The organism is Lysobacter sp. CA196 (genome assembly GCF_052078695.1).
GTDB lineage: Bacteria > Pseudomonadota > Gammaproteobacteria > Xanthomonadales > Xanthomonadaceae > Lysobacter.
Genome location: NZ_JBQJIN010000030.1, coordinates 1 through 16,659 on the forward strand (window position 1 = coordinate 1; position 16,659 = coordinate 16,659).

At 59.8% G+C, this 16,659-nt stretch carries 16 protein-coding genes and 1 tRNA gene; 8 read left to right on the forward strand and 9 right to left on the reverse strand.

The window, feature by feature from the left end; all coding sequences use genetic code 11:
• Positions 1-512: 512 nt before the first annotated feature.
• The 4 genes from ACTOWK_RS19810 to ubiA form a co-directional block, all read right to left on the reverse strand.
• Positions 513-2,234, reverse strand: coding sequence for a M64 family metallopeptidase (locus tag ACTOWK_RS19810; RefSeq protein ID WP_441331813.1), 1,722 nt, complete (start codon positions 2,232-2,234; stop codon positions 513-515).
• A gap of 876 nt (positions 2,235-3,110) precedes the next feature.
• Positions 3,111-4,538: a short-chain fatty acid transporter gene (locus ACTOWK_RS19815; protein WP_441331814.1), complete on the reverse strand. Its 1,428-nt coding sequence runs from the start codon at positions 4,536-4,538 to the stop codon at positions 3,111-3,113.
• 393 nt (positions 4,539-4,931) lie between these two features.
• Positions 4,932-5,492: a Rid family hydrolase gene (locus ACTOWK_RS19820; protein ID WP_441331815.1), complete on the reverse strand. Its 561-nt coding sequence runs from the start codon at positions 5,490-5,492 to the stop codon at positions 4,932-4,934.
• Positions 5,493-5,621: 129 nt separating this feature from the next.
• The gene (gene ubiA / locus ACTOWK_RS19825) at positions 5,622-6,533 is read right to left on the reverse strand and encodes a 4-hydroxybenzoate octaprenyltransferase (RefSeq protein ID WP_441331816.1); all 912 of its coding nucleotides are present in this window, start codon (positions 6,531-6,533) and stop codon (positions 5,622-5,624) included.
• Positions 6,534-6,810: 277 nt separating this feature from the next.
• Here ubiA and ACTOWK_RS19830 point away from each other — a divergent pair.
• From ACTOWK_RS19830 to ACTOWK_RS19865, 8 genes are all read left to right on the forward strand, one after another.
• Positions 6,811-6,887 (forward strand) — tRNA-Arg (locus ACTOWK_RS19830).
• Between the two features lie 645 nt (positions 6,888-7,532).
• Positions 7,533-7,811: a hypothetical protein gene (locus ACTOWK_RS19835; protein ID WP_441331817.1), complete on the forward strand. Its 279-nt coding sequence runs from the start codon at positions 7,533-7,535 to the stop codon at positions 7,809-7,811.
• Positions 7,812-7,844: 33 nt separating this feature from the next.
• Positions 7,845-8,732, forward strand: coding sequence for a hypothetical protein (locus ACTOWK_RS19840; protein ID WP_441331818.1), 888 nt, complete (start codon positions 7,845-7,847; stop codon positions 8,730-8,732).
• A gap of 143 nt (positions 8,733-8,875) precedes the next feature.
• Positions 8,876-9,253: a hypothetical protein gene (locus ACTOWK_RS19845; RefSeq protein WP_441331819.1), complete on the forward strand. Its 378-nt coding sequence runs from the start codon at positions 8,876-8,878 to the stop codon at positions 9,251-9,253.
• Between the two features lie 122 nt (positions 9,254-9,375).
• Positions 9,376-9,573, forward strand: a complete 198-nt coding sequence (locus ACTOWK_RS19850; RefSeq protein ID WP_441331820.1) for a hypothetical protein — start codon at positions 9,376-9,378, stop codon at positions 9,571-9,573.
• 201 nt (positions 9,574-9,774) lie between these two features.
• Entirely contained in the window at positions 9,775-10,344 is a 570-nt protein-coding gene (locus tag ACTOWK_RS19855) for a hypothetical protein (protein ID WP_441331821.1), read from the forward strand.
• 55 nt (positions 10,345-10,399) lie between these two features.
• The gene (locus tag ACTOWK_RS19860) at positions 10,400-10,726 is read left to right on the forward strand and encodes a hypothetical protein (protein WP_441331822.1); all 327 of its coding nucleotides are present in this window, start codon (positions 10,400-10,402) and stop codon (positions 10,724-10,726) included.
• A 318-nt stretch (positions 10,727-11,044) separates the two neighbouring features.
• Positions 11,045-11,557: a hypothetical protein gene (locus tag ACTOWK_RS19865; RefSeq protein ID WP_441331823.1), complete on the forward strand. Its 513-nt coding sequence runs from the start codon at positions 11,045-11,047 to the stop codon at positions 11,555-11,557.
• A gap of 84 nt (positions 11,558-11,641) precedes the next feature.
• Here ACTOWK_RS19865 and ACTOWK_RS19870 read toward each other — a convergent pair whose 3' ends face one another.
• The 5 genes from ACTOWK_RS19870 to ACTOWK_RS19890 form a co-directional block, all read right to left on the reverse strand.
• Positions 11,642-13,582 carry a hypothetical protein gene (locus ACTOWK_RS19870; protein WP_441331824.1) on the reverse strand — a complete coding sequence of 647 codons (1,941 nt, stop codon included), beginning with the start codon at positions 13,580-13,582 and terminating at the stop codon, positions 11,642-11,644.
• Positions 13,583-13,925: 343 nt separating this feature from the next.
• Entirely contained in the window at positions 13,926-14,423 is a 498-nt protein-coding gene (locus ACTOWK_RS19875) for a helix-turn-helix domain-containing protein (RefSeq protein ID WP_441331825.1), read from the reverse strand.
• Positions 14,424-14,503: 80 nt separating this feature from the next.
• Positions 14,504-14,935 (reverse strand): hypothetical protein, encoded by a 432-nt coding sequence (locus ACTOWK_RS19880; protein WP_441331826.1) that lies wholly within the window; start codon positions 14,933-14,935, stop codon positions 14,504-14,506.
• On the reverse strand, positions 14,932-16,287 hold the full coding sequence (locus ACTOWK_RS19885; protein ID WP_441331827.1) for a recombinase family protein: 1,356 nt from the start codon (positions 16,285-16,287) through the stop codon (positions 14,932-14,934). Before ACTOWK_RS19885 ends, ACTOWK_RS19880 begins: the two co-directional genes overlap by 4 nt.
• Positions 16,284-16,652: a recombinase family protein gene (locus ACTOWK_RS19890; protein ID WP_441331828.1), complete on the reverse strand. Its 369-nt coding sequence runs from the start codon at positions 16,650-16,652 to the stop codon at positions 16,284-16,286. Before ACTOWK_RS19890 ends, ACTOWK_RS19885 begins: the two co-directional genes overlap by 4 nt.
• Between the last annotated feature and the right edge of the window lie 7 nt (positions 16,653-16,659).

Sequence of the window (16,659 nt, forward strand, 5' to 3'; positions counted from 1 at the left end):
GGCTATCAGTTCCCCGCCGTGGTGTTCTTGCGCGAACTGGGCATGCCGGAGTTAGCAGCGAAAGTTCGTCAGAGTGTCTTCGATTCGTTTGCTGCACTTAGACGTTGACAGTGCAAACCAAAGAAAAATGCTTTGTTTTGAATCACCAGCCCGCACGAGCGGTGCATGCGCAGGGCTTTTTCATACGGGACATCCCTGTCCCGATGAAAAACGGCGCGCATCCCTGCGCGCCGCCCTCCGGGTCTTCAATCGCCTTCGCGAGTGCTCGGCTACGCACAGCAACAGCAACAGCAACGGCAACGGCAACGGCAACGGCAACGGAAAATGACAGTGACAGTGACAGTGACAGTGACAGTGGCAATGGCAATGGCAATGGCGACTACAGCAGCAATAGTTGCTGCTATTGATCAGGGAAACCGCCGCGCAACGACGGCCAGGCCGCAGCGTGCTGTGACAGCGGCGGAGTAATACGTCTACGGCATGTAATTACTCACTCGCAAACAGGCAAAAGATCAATCCACCCGCGCCACCACCGGCGTCGCCCCCACCCGAATCGTCCATTTACGCGAATGCAGCAACAGGTTGCCGGCCATGCTCGCCCGGACGAACGCGGTCTTGTCGGTTACCCGCAATTCCAGGGTGCGCGTCGCCGGTGTGGCCGCATCCTGGCGGAAGTCGTAACTGGCCGCAGTCGCGCCGGAAATCGCCACGCCGTCGAGATACCACTGCACCGCCACGGTGCCCACGCTGGGTCGCAGCAAGGTTGCGCTGAACCGCCGCGTCGTGCCGCGCGCGTAGCCGACCGCGGTGGCCGGCGACGGGAACTCAGTTCCAGGCTCGATCAGGTCGATGCCCGCCGCGGGCGAGCCGAAGCCGCCGCGATACAGCATGCGTACGTATTCCTGCCGGCAGACCGCGCAGAAGCTGGTGCCAAGGCTGCGCATCAGGCAGCTGTTGTCGACCGGGCGGAACATGCCGGTGCTGCGGTACCGCGCACCCTCGAACAGGCCGGTACCGGCGGTGCCGTCCGGCGTTGGGATCGGCAGGCCCGGGGTGAACCAGCTACGCCACTTCACCAGGCTGGCGTTGCTCTGGTTGGTCACGTTGGCTTCGCAGGCCGCGCTGCCGCTGATGTCGCTGCAGGCCGGGAACCCCGGATAGGGGCTTTCGTACTCGTCGGCGAGGCCGTGGAAGCTGTGGCCGAACTCGTGGATCGCGATCAAGGCCGCGCTGCTGTGCGCCGAGATCACCGCATAGGACCCGCCGGCGCCGCCGTAGACCGGGTCGTTGACGGTGACGATGATCTTGTCCCAGTTCGGGAAGCTGGCCGCCGCGGCCATCACCTTCGAGGACCGGGCCGTGAGCAAGCGGTGGATCTGGCTGGTGCAGAAGGTGGAATCGAGTGCGGTGGCGACGAATTGGCCGGCGCGCGGGTCGGTGCGCGAGGCGGTGTCGGCGCAGCAACTGGTGCCGGTGCAGCCGGCTTGGTACGGCGGATGATCGGCGCCGGATTGCTGCGAGGCGACGAAGCCGGCCTGCCAGTTCACGAAGCTCAGGTACTCCTTGTACGGGCTGACGTTGAACATCGCCGTCTTCAGGGACGCGGCCTGGCTGGTGAACGTGCTCTGTTCGGCCGCGGTGTAGCCGTCGCCGAGCACGAGGATGTCGAGGCGGTTGGCCGAGTTCGCTGCCTTGGCATCCTGGGCCTGCTGTGTCCCGACCATCGCGACCGGCTGCCGCAGCATCTGCGCCAGCGGTAACTGCGAGGAACGAATCGCGAGCTCCCGCAGGTCGATGCGCTGCACCGATTTGGCGTTGCCGGCATTGCCGAGCAATTCGATCTCGTCGGCCTCGGCCAGCGGCACCCGCACGACGAAGGCGCGATGCGGGTCTCGCACCAAGGGATTCAACTGGATCGCGCCATCGCCGTGTTCGGGATCGCGCGCGAACTCGGCGCGGATGAAGTTCGGCACCTGCGCTTCGTACAGCGCCGTACTCTTGGCGCCGTTGCGCGCGGCCCGATACGCCACGCGTTCCACGCCGCGCTCGGTCTGGCGCGCACCTTGTCGGTCGCGTTGACCGTCGGCCAGTTGCACCTGGGTGTAGAACACCGGTTCGGCGCGCCCCTGGGCGTCCCGTTCGAACACGATGTAGTGGGCCGGCACGGCGGCGATGGCGCAGGAACTCGCCAGCAGCCACAGGCTGGCGATGCGCAAGAACGAAGACAGGGTCATGAGAGCGTTCCGGAAGCACGGCACGACGGGCGGCCGCGCAGCGGGCGCGGCCGATTCTCGCCGGCGACTTCTCACAGGAGCTTGCCCGGACGACGACGTGGGTCCGTCTTCGATCGGCAGCCGACGACGACCGCACGCTAGCGCAGTCGCCGCACCCGGATCACCGTACCGATCGCACTATTCGGGCGCATGCGGCCCCTGGATCTGTGACGTGTTTGTGCGATTGCGCAGAAGTCATAACGAAGCCGGCGCATCGGCACACGATGCGGGCGTAGACGGGGCCGGAAAACAGGCCCGCGCCCTCCCCCTTTGCGGCCCGGTGGCGGAGTCCTTTCCGCCACGCGCGCCATCCCGGGCGCGTCCCCGATTCCGACCGGCCGCCGGTCCTTGGCGGTCGCTTCCTTTCACGCCGCTTCCGGGCGCGCCAGGTCGAATCGAGCGGGTTTTTCAGGCCGGCGCTTCCTTCGCCGTGTCGACCGGGGCCTCGGCCGGAACGCGATCCGCCGACGAGGACGCGATGCCGCATTCCGTTGCTCGAGCCCCGATCCGACTGCGTGGGAGTCCGTTCCCTTTCGCGTGAGTCATTGTCGCTTTCGGGCGTCGCACAGGCTGAGAAGTGACGCCCTCGAACGATGTTTTTTCTACGGTTTTTCTGCGGTTTTCGGCGGTATTTCGCTTGCTTTTCCCTCCTGCTTCCGTGCGGGTTTTTTACCAGTGTGGGACCTTGCGGCATCCGTGCCGCACGACGCCGTTCCCTACCGGCCGCGACGCTGCCCACGGACATAGAATCGCCTGCCCCGCGGCCCGGGTCAGTCGGGCATCGGCGCAGGCGCGGGTAGGATTTTGCCGGGGCGCCGTCGGACGCGCCCGCGGCACTCAGGGCATCACGGGCGGGTGATAGCTCAGGGTCGAACCGAGCAACCACAGCAGGCCCAGCACCAGCGGGATATGCACCAGCAACTGGATGAAGGTGAAGCCGACGATGTCGCGCGCCTTCAGGCCCAACACGCCGAGCAGCGGCAGCATCCAGAACGGGTTGATCAGGTTCGGCAAGGCCTCGGCGGCGTTGTAGACCTGCACCGCCCAGCCGAGGTGCACCTGCAGATCGTTGGCCGCCTGCATCACGTACGGCGCTTCGATGATCCACTTGCCGCCGCCGGACGGCACGAAGAAGCCGAGCACCGCCGAGTACACGCCCATGACCAGCGAGAACGTCTCGGTGGTGGCGATCTGCACGAACACGCTGGACAGATGATGGGCGAGGGTCTGGCCGTCGCCGCCCTTGGCAGCGGTCAGCAGGCTGGCGATGCCGCCGTACAACGGAAACTGGATCAACACGCCGGTCGTGCTCGGCACCGCGCGGGTGACCGCGTTGAGGAAACTGCGCGGCCGCCAATGCAGCAACAGGCCGGCGGTCAGGAACGCGAAGTTGTAGGTGTTGAGATTGGCGATCGCGGTGACCAGCGGCTTGTCGGCGAATTCGTAGGCGAGCCAGCCCAGGCTCATCGCCGCCAGCAGGATCGTGATCAGCGGGCTGTACTCAAGCCATTCGCCGGGCCGCGAACGCGGCGGCAGCATCGAGGCCGCGCGCTCGTCGGCGACGTCGAAATCGGCCGCGCGCCGCACCGAGCCGCCGCGCGGCGCGGTCACGAAACACACCACCAGCGACACCGCTATCAGCGCCGCGGTCAGCGCGATCGACTGCCACAGCAAGATGGTTTCGCTGAAAGGAATCACCCCGGTAATCGCCAACAAAGCCGGCGGCATGCTGGCCGGGTTGGCCTGCAGCTGCGCCGCAGAGGAACTCAGGCCCATTGCCCACACCGCACCCAGGCCGAGATAGGCCGCGGCGCCGGCGGCGCGGTAGTCCATGTCGAGATCCTCGCGTCGCGCGAGCGCGCGCACCAGCAAGCCGCCGAACACCAGCGAAAAGCCCCAGCTCAGCAACGACGTCAACATGCTGATCAGGCCGACGTAGCAGATCGCCCCGCGGCCGCTGCGCGGCACCCGCGCCAACGCATCGATGACGCGCGCCACTGCCGGCGCGGTCGCGACCACGTAACCGCCGATGACCACGAAGGCCATCTGCATGGTGAAGGGAATCAGGCTCCAGAACCCGTCGCCGAACGCGGTCGCCGTCGCCGCCGGGGTGGCGCCGAAACCGAGCGCGAACACCGCGACGATGACCACGCCGAGCGCCGCGAACACATAGGCATCGGGAAACCAACGCTCGGCCCAGGCGGCGCTGCGCAGAGCGAAACGAGCGAGCGGCCCGTCCGAGGGTGCGGCGGAAACTGCGGTCATGACGGCTGTCCTTCGACGAGAGCAAGGCATTGTCGAGGCGGTCACGGCCGCGACCCCTTGCACTTTAGTCGCAGGGAAGAGGCGTGGCGACGGTGATCGCTTAAGAGCAAATCCCCCCCTGCCCCCCTTTTGCAAAGGGGGAAACAGCATGAGGTTTCGTATCGACTCCGTTGCTGCTGCATCCGCTGGACGGCTTAGACCATCGCTCCGGTCGAAAACCAAACCACTCTCCCTTTGTAAAGGGGGAAACAGCATGAGGTTCGTATCGACTCCGTTGCTGCTGCATCCGCTGGACGGCTTAGACCATCGTCTCCGGTCGAAAACCAAACCATTCCCCCCTTTGAAAAAGAGGGGCCAGGGGGGATTTGCTCTTACCCCAAGCACCCGCGCCCATCACCGCTCAGCCGGCTTCGCGATCTCCGCCTTGGGCCGGCTTCCCGAGCCAATCACCGCCTCGGCGCGCAATTCGAAACTCGCGTCCTTAGAGAACAAACCCGGCGTCGCGACCGCGGTCCAGGCCGGGTAATGATCCTTGAAGAACTCGCGGTGCACCTTCAGCACCGGATCGATGCGGCGACGGAACTCGGCGTGATCGGCCGCGACATGAAAGCTCTGCAGCTCGACCACGTCCGCCAGGCTGGCCCCGGCGCTGCGCAGATGCGCTTCGAGCTGCTGGAACACCCAACGCGCTCGGGCTTCGTCGTCCGCGCCTTCCATCGCCGGAATGCCGGAGACGATGACCCGGTCGCCGATCTTCACCACCGGCGAGTAGTGCAGACCGTGGTAAGACCCCTCCCACCCCTTCGGCGCGAAATGCTCGCGGCTCGGCGCGGCCGCCGATTGCGCCAACGCGGCGCCGCTGCAAGCCGCCAGGACGGCCAGGACCAGACCTCGCGACAGCAGGCCTTGCGACAGCAGGCCCCGCAACAACAGGCCTCGCGACAACTCCAACATGACGACACTCCACCGGGGACGATCCGCCATTGCACGCCAGCGGCGCGCCCGCGTCATTAGCCGCGATCACGCATTCGGCGCCCGGCCCGATCGATCCGCGGGCATTCCCGTGCCAGCCAGCGCCGGCGCTCAGGCCGCGACGCTGGTCGCGCGCAAGACGTAGTCCAGGGCCAGACCGGCGAAGATCGTCAACCCGACCCAGTGGTTGTGCAGAAAGGCGCGGAAGCAGGGCTCGCGCTCGCGGTGCCGGGCGATCACGAACTCATAGGCCACCAAGGCCGCCGCCACCGCCAGACCGCCGAAGTAATACGACCCGAGGCCGGCACGCTGCCCGACCAGCAACAGCGCGACGAACATCAGCGCATACAGGATGCCGATCGCGACCAGGTCCATCTCGCCGAACAGGATCGCGGTCGACTTCGAGCCCATCTTCAGATCGTCCTCGCGGTCGACCATCGCGTACCAGGTGTCGTAGGCGGTCGACCACAGGATGTTGGCCGCGTACAACAGCCAACCCAGCGCCGGCACCTCGCCGCGCACCGCCGCGAACGCCATCGGGATGCCCCAGCCGAAGGCCATGCCGAGGTAGACCTGCGGCAGATAGGTATAGCGCTTCAGATACGGGTAGCTGGCCGCCAGCACCACGCCGACGAAGCTCATCAGGATGGTCAGCCGGTTCAAGCTCAGCACCAGCGCGAACGCCGTCAACATCAAGGCCGCGAACACCGCCAGCGCCTCGCGGCCGCGTACCTCGCCGGTCGCCAGGGGCCGGTGCTTGGTGCGTTCGACGTGCGGGTCGAGCCAGCGATCGGCGTAATCGTTGATCACACAGCCGGCCGCGCGGGTCAGCCAGACCCCGGCGCTGAACACGAACCAGGTCCACAGCGGCGGCACGCCCTCGGCGGCGATCCACAGCCCCCACCAGGTCGGCCACAGCAACAGCAACCACCCGATCGGGCGGTCGCCGCGGGTCAGTTTCCAGTACAGCGCAAGCTTGCGCCGCCAGGCCGGCGCAGGGGTGTCGGGGTGAGCGTGATCCATGGCGCATAGAGTAACGCGGGCGCCTCAGGGCTTCGCCGCGGTCAAGTCCGGCGGGCTTTGCGCAGGGCGGCGGCGTTGGGCAGGGGTCTATGGCGTCGAAAGGGCCGGCACTCAAACGCGGCTAATCGCAGCTGACAAGTACGGCGGATGCCATGGCATCCCGGGCGCCCTGCCCCTCACCCAGGCCGGATCGCCGGGCCGGTACCGACCCATCACCTTCGGCTGCGGTTTCCGCTAGAATGCACGGCCGCACGATCGCTTCGTGCGTGTCTACCACGCGCCTGTAGCTCAGCCGGATAGAGTAGTGGCTTCCGAAGCCATTGGTCGGGGGTTCGAATCCCTCCAGGCGCGCCAAACTCCCAGCCTCAACCTTTTCTACGCCTCGTCGCAACGGCGAAAAAAGCCTTATTTCCGAGGCATTTGGCGTTTTCCATTGGTCGGCGAGTTATCCACAGGCAGGCAGGTTGGCGATTTTTTCGCCTCTCTCCGGCCCTTTTTCTCCAAGCCTGTGGTCGGCCGACCATTGCTCGCCCTTAAGATTCAAGCACTTACGAGAGCCGGTTTTTTTGATGTTTTGAGCCCAAGGCCACACCAAACCGCTTGATTCGACCATTGAAGGCATGTCGCCAATCGATTCCAGGTTCGGACTTCTGAGGCCCTGGCCCGTAAATCGAACTGGCTTTCAGAGTTCACAAGCGGGGGCTGCCCCCGGCCGAGAAGTGCTCATCGCGGTACGAACCCAGCCGATGAGAACCATGCAGCAACTATGGCCTACAGATTTCCAGTCAATACGTGGCCTCGTAGGCTCGAATCCGACTGAGGACCGCTCTGGTAAAAGTCTCGCCACAATCCGCGGTCGATCACCATTACGGAAACAGCATCGGTCCATAATCTGGCCCAACTGGGCTTCTCGTTAGAGGCGGCAATGTGCCCTCTCCCGAACCAGCAGAGTTACCGAAAGAGATAGTCCACCTCCATGCAGATGCGGGAGCAGAAAGAATGGCTAAAGGGACTAGGTATTCAGACCTGCGGGAGCATCGACGAGCGGAGAATCGGCTAGGAAAAATCGTCGAAGTCGCTGTTTGGGTCGATGCAATCTCAGACCGCATATCCGCTTTCGTAAAATCCGTATCCATAGACGGGAAGATCGAGTTCATCGATCAAGTATCGGCAGATCACTTACTCGAAGCAATAAGTGATGAGAACGAAATTGCAACTGAAAAGGCGTTTCGTCTCGGCTTCAGCTTTGCCGAACGGCAGATTCAATCCAAGCTATGAATCTCTGTCTCGCCCCCAATCCGGTTCATACGAATGCAATTCGAGTCTGAAAAAAATGCAATCCTCCAAGCTGGCACTACGTTTGTGGCAGCGAAAGAGAGCGCATTGAAACTTCTCGCACTGTATGACGAAGCGGAGGTCTCGCTTAGTTCCCAATGCTCTCTCGCGCAGCTCATCCGAGAATCCATTGCATTGGCTGACTCTTGGATCGCTGGCGACGCAATCACCGACCAACAGCTAGAGCAAATAATTCGAGGGCAGCACCTCAACAAGATCGCGACTGTCGCACTTCCCTTGGCCGCCATTTCCAAGAAGAAGCAACATCTCTTGGATCTGAAGCGCGGGTCCCTCGAACCATCGGATCGTAAGCAATCGCGTGCTAAGGACAAGCTTTGGGAGCTTGAATTGTGGGCGGCACTCAATGATCGAGGCATTCCCGCGCAACTAGAGGAGCCCGATATTATTGCTCAGACTCCATCGGGAAACATAGCGATAGCCTGCAAACGAATTTACTCTGCCCAGAATGCGGCAAGTTCAATGTCGTATGGGATAAAGCAACTAGATCGAACGGGCTTGACCGGTGTACTCGCCGTCACCATCGAGGACCTAGCAGTGCCTTCCGGCATGCACCTCGTAGCACCAAATATAGAGACAGCGTCAGACACACTCAATTGGCTCAATCGACGTTTCTTATCATTGCATCATCGCGAGCTATCCGACTATCTGTCGAAGGGCAGGGCATCCTGCGTCATGGCTTCGATTTGTGCACCGGTGCACCTGGAAGACGAAGGGATGGTTGAATGCAGAGAGATGCAGTTCTGGGCGCACCCCAATTTATCTGAAGTCAAGCGGAGGCACATCGATGAGTTTGAAGTTGCACTTTTTGAGGTTGCTGCGCCGTCAGAACACGAGTCTCGATAGACCAACCGAGATTGAAGTATTTGACCCAAGCGGCGGACCATCTGGCGATTAAGTTCACATCCAAACATCGTTAGTACTCCATGGCAGCACGACTGATCATTGAACGATTCTCCGAGTTATCCCAAACAGAAAAGGAGTCTCGCGTGAGAAAGGCAATCACCCTATCGCTTCTGCTCCTCGCAGCCATCATCGCCGGGGATCTAGTTGCGAGAGACAAGAGCGTAAACGGCGTCTATCGGCCAACGCTCTCGACAAACCCAAAGAAGTACCTTAGAGACTTTCCTTTGGGAAAGATTGCGACGGAGGAGATCATTCAGTATGTCGGCAGCCCCGATAAGAACTTCTCCCTCAATGGCTCTGACTTCGTCACTTACAACATTTCACCAAAACAAACGAGCGGCGTCATCGAATACACGTTCGAGATTAGAGGCGGAATTGTTATTAATGTTACCTATCTGAACTCAGGTAACTTCTTTGGCGCTACACAACGAGAATCCGCAAAGGAATTGCAGCCTCGATGATGCGTGAACTTTCAGTGTGATAACTAGCAAGCCCATCACCCGCCTGGCTTAGCTCAAAGCCATGGTCGCGAGCGTCCCTGACCGCATTACGAACAAGCAACAAAAGGATAGAGGAACATCGCATGGCAATGATTCAGATCGGCGAAAATTTCATCAACACTCACTTTGTTGCTGCAGTTGGCCCAGTCAAGTCCAACAACATTGCGGTGCACGCATTTGAACTGCACATGTCGGGCATGCCTCAGCCATTAGTACTGCGCTTCAACACAGCCCAGACAGCTGAACAAGCTCGCAAGCAAATCGTGGACGGAGTTCCCTAGTTGCACAGAAAGATCGCCCCGCCCGAAAGCGGTCGCTCTTATACAGGTCGTAGGACGCGATCTCATCATAAGCCCCCTGAACCTGAGACCCGACCCAGATTTATTCTTTGTGAATCGCTGTTCTAGGCAGCGGTCGACTGACAACTTTTGCCGTGGCGGCTTCGCTGCTCGGCCCAATCCAGACATTAATTCGATAACACTATGCGTCGCTACTCACTGAACAACCCTGACTTCGACATATCGCCAATCCATCAGTTGGAACTGGAATGGGCCGGGGCCGCTCATCAGGCTCTGGCCAGGCAACTCGGATTCCAGGTCCAGTTCGCGCAGTTTTTCAAACATCTTCTCGAGAACCTTCAATCCGTACCCGTGGACCATCCTGATTGGCAGCCAATGGGCCTGTCACTTTCGGTACGGTCCGGAGCGATCCGCACATATGTGCTGCTCGCCGTTTCTATCGCAGAGGCAGCGTTGGCCGCACTTGGCGAGGAGCGTGGCTATGGTCGCCGTCCAAATGAACTCTATGCCCGTACGTTTGGTGGCCTGCTCAAGGCATGGGAGGACAACGGCCAACCCCGGCCCGAGATCGCTAATATCTGGGATCAACTTCAGGTGCTTAAAGCTGTGCGCAACTACATCCACTTACCAAATGCTGCTGACGCCGATGACGCGCATTGGCGAGAAATACTCGCTCGTCAGAATGAAATTCTGGTTGCATGTGACACGGTAATCGATCATTTACGAGACCTCTGCCATATCTTCCGTGACTAGGACATGTGGATGACCGACTTGACTTATTAAACAGCCCTGAAATGGAGACTCTTAGATGATCCAGCTTGAGAACGAAATGATTGTTCTGCGCCGCTTCTTTGAGCCATCGAAGACTGCTCCATACGGCCCTGTTATTTGGGAACCAGAAGAGTCCGATCCAAACGCCGCGTTCAAGCGCAGCTTGGTCGACAAAGCAATGCAGGTGATTGCTGCAGGGGACAATTCATTGGCCGGCGCCTGTTTCACAATGCCTGAATTTGCTGAGTCTGAGTTCGATGCTATTGGTGAAAGACTTTTCTCAGATCCTGAAGAGCGCACCTACCTTGAATTGGCCTTGACCTGCGAGAGCGTCGTCAAGATTCTACGCGCGACTATCGCATAGTGGGCTGCCTCAACCAAGATGCAAAGGCATCCGAGCGATTCGTAGAACCTTTCTTGCGCTCCTTTCCAGCTGCGTCGCTGTAAGCACGAAATTCCCTGAACGCTCGCTAGCAGATCACGCCAAGCATGGGGTTAGCTCGAAAAGAATTACGGTATGGCAAGTAGCCGATATCAGTGCTTGTAGCACGGTACGTCCATCCACAAGTTCAGAATTACCTGGGACAGCTCCTAGATCGTATAGGCAGAGCCTCAGAAGTTGACCCGAGACCGCGTTGCTGCCGGCCAAACTCAGAAGCCTCACTCAGTTGGAATGGAATTCATGAACCGACTCGTAGATCGATTCTCGGCCTTTGCGGCTGCCTATAAGAAGGAGTATCGATACAAGCTATGGAACCTTGTGGGACTGAACCATGGATCTGAAATCAGAACCTTCTTCGTTCCATACAGGGAATGGGACGCTTCACATGTAATTGCCACAGAAGTTCAAAAGACCCGAGATGTGCTCAACACCTTTGATGAAGTCCTGGCAATTGAAAACCGCGACTCGGCAGAAGACCTCGCGCTAATTTCGCTCGCCGCCAAGAACCGCGCTGAGCTCATGTCAGCAAAATCGGACTTCTATCCGGTGTTCACTGCGCTTATAGGCTTAGGCTTAGCCGTATGGGCAATTTTCATACACGATCTTTGGCCAAAAATGTTACTCGGCGCCGGGGGATTCGTCTTTGCAGCAACCGGTGCACTGATCCGCACTCACACTCGCGAGCAAGTAGCCTATTTAAAAGAGCTCACCAACCTCATTGAGCATCGAGTCAAGTATCCCCGCCAAAAATGAGATCGCCTCAAAACGAAGCGTGCCGGAAGCAACTGAATCGACCGACTCGCGATTTCACTCACAGCGTTTTGCGAAACTATCCCGTTACTCTCGCTGGGCATCCGAAAGCCTATCGACTGCGTCTCCAGGGACCCACAGTTCGTGCTTTGCACGAGTCATTGCAAGGTATGCACCATTAATCGGGTTGTACCTTTCTAGCCCGCCAGTCGTCGGATTCTCGAAGCAGCACTCACTGAGTGAGACAATATCGTTCTCGTAGTTCTTCGTATGCTCAAGCAGACCCAGCGTAATCCTCTGCTCGCCGTCGCCTGCCTGCGCAGCCAGGAACTTGCCCCAGCCAGACCCTTTGAAGTCCTGCCTTAGCATTCGCATTACATTCGACTTACCCTGCTTAGTCAGCAGAGCGGCAAGAGTGCCCCAGGTATAGTGGCCCGTAACCGCTATAGTTGATGGCTCGTTTGAGGCCTGGAGAGCCATAGCGTCGACCACCGTTCTCGATAGGCGTGCACCCGTCGCCGGGAGAAATCGGAAAGACGCACCCTGCTCTCGGAGACGAATCGCGTCGTCCAGAAGTGACCACTCGTTGCCGTAGATTCGTAGTCCGCACTCAGGCAGCGGAGCACTACCTCGATAGGTGCGCAATCGGGTCATATGTTCACTTGAACCCGAAAATGGTACTTGGATTAGCCTAGCTGGGGCCATTGAAAGTGTCCGTTCAATTAGCCTCTCCCCTTCCAACCCCAGACGCACCGAGCGAGCCATTGTTACGGGTTTTGCTCGTTCGTGTCGTCGTGCGTATCCACGAACTCGCTGATGCGGGTCGCCCATTCTCACGCAGGCGCCATCGTAGCGGTCGAAGAGCTGGTGCCAAGGTCCAATCAGATCATGGGATTCGTCAACGAGTAGAGTCCCATTGGAACTCGGGATTTCGACGTCGTTGATTGCTAGCCATTTGACCAGATGATGCAGCGTCACATCGAATACTGGCCCCTTCTTTGGATACATGGCAAACATCGCCTTCCACAATCCATTTGCTGCAGAAATGTATGCCGAAAGGCAATCGGTCTTTGCACTTGTTCTGGCGAAGTGACTTGGTTGAATGTCAGCAGACTCGCCGCGGGACCAAGAATCGATGGCCCTCTTGAGTGACCTTAGTACGACAACCGGATGTTGCCCCCCAATGCCGTAAATGCCCGCATGGGCGACTTGCTCCTCTTCGGTATACAGCGAAGTCTTTCCCGCGCGGGGAATGCTCCAGCTCTGCCCACGCCTCGCATGGCGATCAGCCATTCCAGTGGCCAAGCTCCAAAGGGTCGTCGCGACCATGCCTTGCGCAGTGGCATGTTGCTCGAATCCGTACTTGCGCGCTGCATCGGGTGCCAAGTAGGTAAATCGAGACCCCAGACTCGCATTTAGGGTATGGATCAGATGGGTCTTTCCGGTTCCTGCGTAGGCATCGAGAGCGACGTGGTCGTCACCTGAGCTCGCGATGATAGCCGCAGCAACCGCTTGATCTCGGGTACCGTGCAGCCGAATCACACGGCGACCTGCGATGGGTTCGGTGGAGTACTCCTCGTCATCCTCCGAATCTTCGCCGTTGCCGTCCGCGGCAGCCACAGGCACGTCGTAGTCGCTCAGGGTCTGGCGACACGAATCTTGGAAGTCGAAGCTGTATGTGCGTTTGGGTGTAGCCCAGACTTCCGATGCCATCTGCGCTTGGCTTGCGAAATGGACGTGGTGGTCAAACAGTCGCTGCCTGATCTCTACCTTCGCTCCATCAACGACCTCCTGCCTGAACGACTCTAGCTTGAGTGCCCCGGCTGGCTCGTGCATGCGGAAGGTTTCCGTCGCCTCCGCTAGCAATCGATCGAGCCCACTGACTCGAAGCTCGCCCCTCAGTAGCATCTGAATCGCCAGCAAAGCGGCCCGCTCCACTGGCAGATTGGGCAAGTCACCCTGACCGAAGAATGCCTTCGCAGAATGCGAAGTAATTGGCAGAAAGTAGGGGCGGTCCGAATTACTCATATCGAGCTACTCATCCTCGGCACTCAGGCGTCACCGTCCAGACTTCAATGGACCGAACGCGGGGAAGGTTCCAACGAGATCCGATTACAACATCGACATGTCATACGAACGCAATTTCCTCTGGTGCCCACACGCACATCCAGATGGCAATCCACGTTCCGGTACCTGTTTCGCAAGACAGCCGAACGGTTAGATCGGCGGCCGTCGAACGGCAAGCACAGCAGCCCTTACCTATCACAGCAATTTTCCGATCCGAGCCAATCTTCCGGAGCCCGGACATATAGACAGAGACCCGCCGGAGGCGGGGCTTTGTCGTTCTCGCAATCCTCGGCAGCGACCGGGACTAGGCGCCGGTGGTGGCGCTAGATTTCCTCGTGGTCACCGCCTTCCGCGCTGGCTTCTTTTGTGCTGCTCGCTCAAGTAGCGCATCGACTTGCTTCTTGCTCAGGCCTCGCAGCGCAGCAATCTTCTCCAGAAACTCCTGTCGTGGCCGAGTATCGGTCTGCTCCCAGTTGTAGATTGCTTGTGAGCTCGCTCCCAGCAGTGGTGCGAAGGCCTCTCGGCTCAGCCCGAGGCGTTCGCGCAGCTTCCGAAGTCCGGCCGCCGAGTATCGAATCGCAGCTGCCGGAGCATCCGGGTCCTTCTTGACCGGATCGGCCTGGCGAGACCCCTTAGAGACCGTCTTGACCCCACGCCGGAGTGCTTCAACCTCCTGCTTCAACGAAGTCAGTTGCTTACGCTGCGCCAGTATCTGCTTTTTCAGTGGCTCGACCTGCTGCCGGAACTCCTTTCGGGTCAAGCGAATGATCTCGTCCTTCAATATCGAAGCGATGTTCGGCATGCAATCTTCCTTATGATTGAGTACTCAGAATATGCGATCGCCCCACTGGCGACCAATCCCTGCGGTATTGCTTGGTTGAACTAGGATGGCGTGGCTATACCAACCAGACGTAGCTGCTCGGACCACAGCAGGGGCGGGCTGATGCCAAGACGGTCGATCTGCACGTCTGGAATTGTGTCATCCAATATCCCGGCGATGATCTCTGGGGCCAACAGGGTCAGGTTGATGATTCGACCGACGTAGCTGTTGTCGGTGGATTCGCTCTCAGCCAGTTCTTTCATCGAGGCGATCTCACCCCGCTCCAGCATTCCTCGCCAGCGGTAGCCCTTGGCGAGCGCGCGTTGTAGCGAGGTCAGCTGAGAGCCGCTTGTTGCAGAGTCGCAGTCCTTAGCCTGACCGTAACGCCGTCGGCCGGCGCGGCGACTAATAGCGAGCGGCACGATCACGGTCAGTGCGCCGTCGCTTGTTCGCACGACGCGCGGTGCACCGGTCGTACCGACTACGGGCGTCATGCTGCAATCCCTTCACGGCCCAACTCGTCAACCAGAGACGACACACCGTTCGGGTGAAACCTGATCTCCATGGCGTCAAGATTCACCACGACCTGCTCGATCAGCAGCCGAAGGAGCCGCTGCTGCTCGGCCGGAAACAGCGCGTCCCAAACCTGATCAAACTGTCGTATCCCAACCACGATCATGGCCTCGTCCAGCCCAGCCTCGGAGGCTGCGGCCTGCGCGACAATCTCCGAGAGCATCTCTGGCGTGTTCAGCATCTGTCGTACGTATCCCACCACGATGCCCTCCAATTCGGCGGCTGGGAGCCGGGGGAACCTCGCCGCTGTCGTGCCCTCATGAATTTGCGCGGTGCTGATGTAGTACCGGTACAACCGGCCATTGCCCTTCACCGTGTGGTAGGGCGTCATGGCTCGCCGGTCCGGGCCGATGATTAGCCCCTTTAGCAGGAACGGCACCTTGGCTCGGCTCGCGTTACCTCTGGCCGCTGCGTTACTCGCCAGAATGGACTGCACCTTTTCCCAGACAGCACGTTCAATGATTGGAGGATGGCAATCGGTAAAGTACTGGTCCCGATGCTTAAGCTCTCCCAAGTACGTTCGGTTGTGCAGGATCTTGTGAATGGTGCTCTTGTCGTGCGGCTGGGACGTGCGAACACGGCCCGCACGGGTAGTCCACGCCTTGCTTTTGTAACCCATGCCGGCTGCGTCACGGACGACCGCAAGAATGGATTCGGTTTCGACCAGCCGCTGGAAGATGAAGCGAACTTGCGCTGCTTCAAGATGGTTGATCGCAAGTCTCCGATCCTTGATGCCGTATCCCAGCGGTGGGATGCCATGCATCCAGAGCCCTTTCGCCTTACTAGCGAGCATTTTGTCGATGGCTCTCTCGACATCGAGGTCGCGATCGTACTCGGCAAACGACATCAGAATGTTCACCGTTAGCCGGCCCACCGTATCGGCGGTGTTGAAGCTCTGGGTTACCGACACGAACGCCACTTCTTTCTCTTCCAGTACTTTTAGCAGCTCTTGGAAGTCGCGTATGGATCGGGAGATGCGATCTATCTTGTAGGCCACGATGACATCGACCAAGCCTGCACGAACATCCGCCATCAACCTCTGCAGGCCCGGTCGGATCATGGTCGCGGCCGACCAGCCCGGATCGTCATAGACGGTTGGGATGGGCACCCAGCCTCGCCCGCGCTGGCTGGCTATGTACGCCAGCGCGGCGTCACGCTGAGCCTCGATGGTGTTGTACTCGCGTTCAAGGCCCTTCCTTGTGGATTTTCGCGCATAGATGGCACAGCGTGTGACCGGTTGATGGGCACTGGCGCCGGTGGCTTGAGCGTTCATGCGGCCACCCTCACCAGGATGCCCTTCAACGGGTGGCACTCGACCACTAGGACGCCATGTCGCTTGAAGAATCGACTCAGGTGCGACTCTCCGTCAGGATCGTTGGATATACGATCCAGAGCGGTGACCGCCACACAGTCGATGGCGCCGGCCGCGACCTCCAGAAGAAGCCGCTGGAAGTTCGGTCGGACCTCGGTCCGGCTGCAGACGCCTTCGTCCGCGTAGTGTGAGACGATCGGCAGGCGGTCGAGTCGTTCGGCGAGATCCTGCTGCACGACATAGCGCTGGTATGCGATGAAGTCAGCATCGACGCCTTCGGAATAGCAGTAGACGGCGACGCGAACCGGTTTGCTCAGATTCAACATATGCGTT

Excerpts from the sequence above, each read along its gene's own strand:
- ACTOWK_RS19865 (WP_441331823.1), top strand. The coding sequence starts at position 11,045 with ATGAACCGACTCGTAGATCGATTCTCGGCCTTTGCGGCTGCCTATAAG.
- ubiA (WP_441331816.1), bottom strand. The coding sequence starts at position 6,533 with ATGGATCACGCTCACCCCGACACCCCTGCGCCGGCCTGGCGGCGCAAG.
- ACTOWK_RS19870 (WP_441331824.1), bottom strand. The coding sequence starts at position 13,582 with ATGAGTAATTCGGACCGCCCCTACTTTCTGCCAATTACTTCGCATTCT.
- ACTOWK_RS19840 (WP_441331818.1), top strand. The coding sequence starts at position 7,845 with ATGCAATTCGAGTCTGAAAAAAATGCAATCCTCCAAGCTGGCACTACG.
- ACTOWK_RS19880 (WP_441331826.1), bottom strand. The coding sequence starts at position 14,935 with ATGACGCCCGTAGTCGGTACGACCGGTGCACCGCGCGTCGTGCGAACA.
- ACTOWK_RS19855 (WP_441331821.1), top strand. The coding sequence starts at position 9,775 with ATGCGTCGCTACTCACTGAACAACCCTGACTTCGACATATCGCCAATC.
- ACTOWK_RS19835 (WP_441331817.1), top strand. The coding sequence starts at position 7,533 with ATGGCTAAAGGGACTAGGTATTCAGACCTGCGGGAGCATCGACGAGCG.
- ACTOWK_RS19810 (WP_441331813.1), bottom strand. The coding sequence starts at position 2,234 with ATGACCCTGTCTTCGTTCTTGCGCATCGCCAGCCTGTGGCTGCTGGCG.
- ACTOWK_RS19850 (WP_441331820.1), top strand. The coding sequence starts at position 9,376 with ATGGCAATGATTCAGATCGGCGAAAATTTCATCAACACTCACTTTGTT.
- ACTOWK_RS19860 (WP_441331822.1), top strand. The coding sequence starts at position 10,400 with ATGATCCAGCTTGAGAACGAAATGATTGTTCTGCGCCGCTTCTTTGAG.
- ACTOWK_RS19815 (WP_441331814.1), bottom strand. The coding sequence starts at position 4,538 with ATGACCGCAGTTTCCGCCGCACCCTCGGACGGGCCGCTCGCTCGTTTC.
- ACTOWK_RS19885 (WP_441331827.1), bottom strand. The coding sequence starts at position 16,287 with ATGAACGCTCAAGCCACCGGCGCCAGTGCCCATCAACCGGTCACACGC.
- ACTOWK_RS19890 (WP_441331828.1), bottom strand. The coding sequence starts at position 16,652 with ATGTTGAATCTGAGCAAACCGGTTCGCGTCGCCGTCTACTGCTATTCC.
- ACTOWK_RS19875 (WP_441331825.1), bottom strand. The coding sequence starts at position 14,423 with ATGCCGAACATCGCTTCGATATTGAAGGACGAGATCATTCGCTTGACC.
- ACTOWK_RS19820 (WP_441331815.1), bottom strand. The coding sequence starts at position 5,492 with ATGTTGGAGTTGTCGCGAGGCCTGTTGTTGCGGGGCCTGCTGTCGCAA.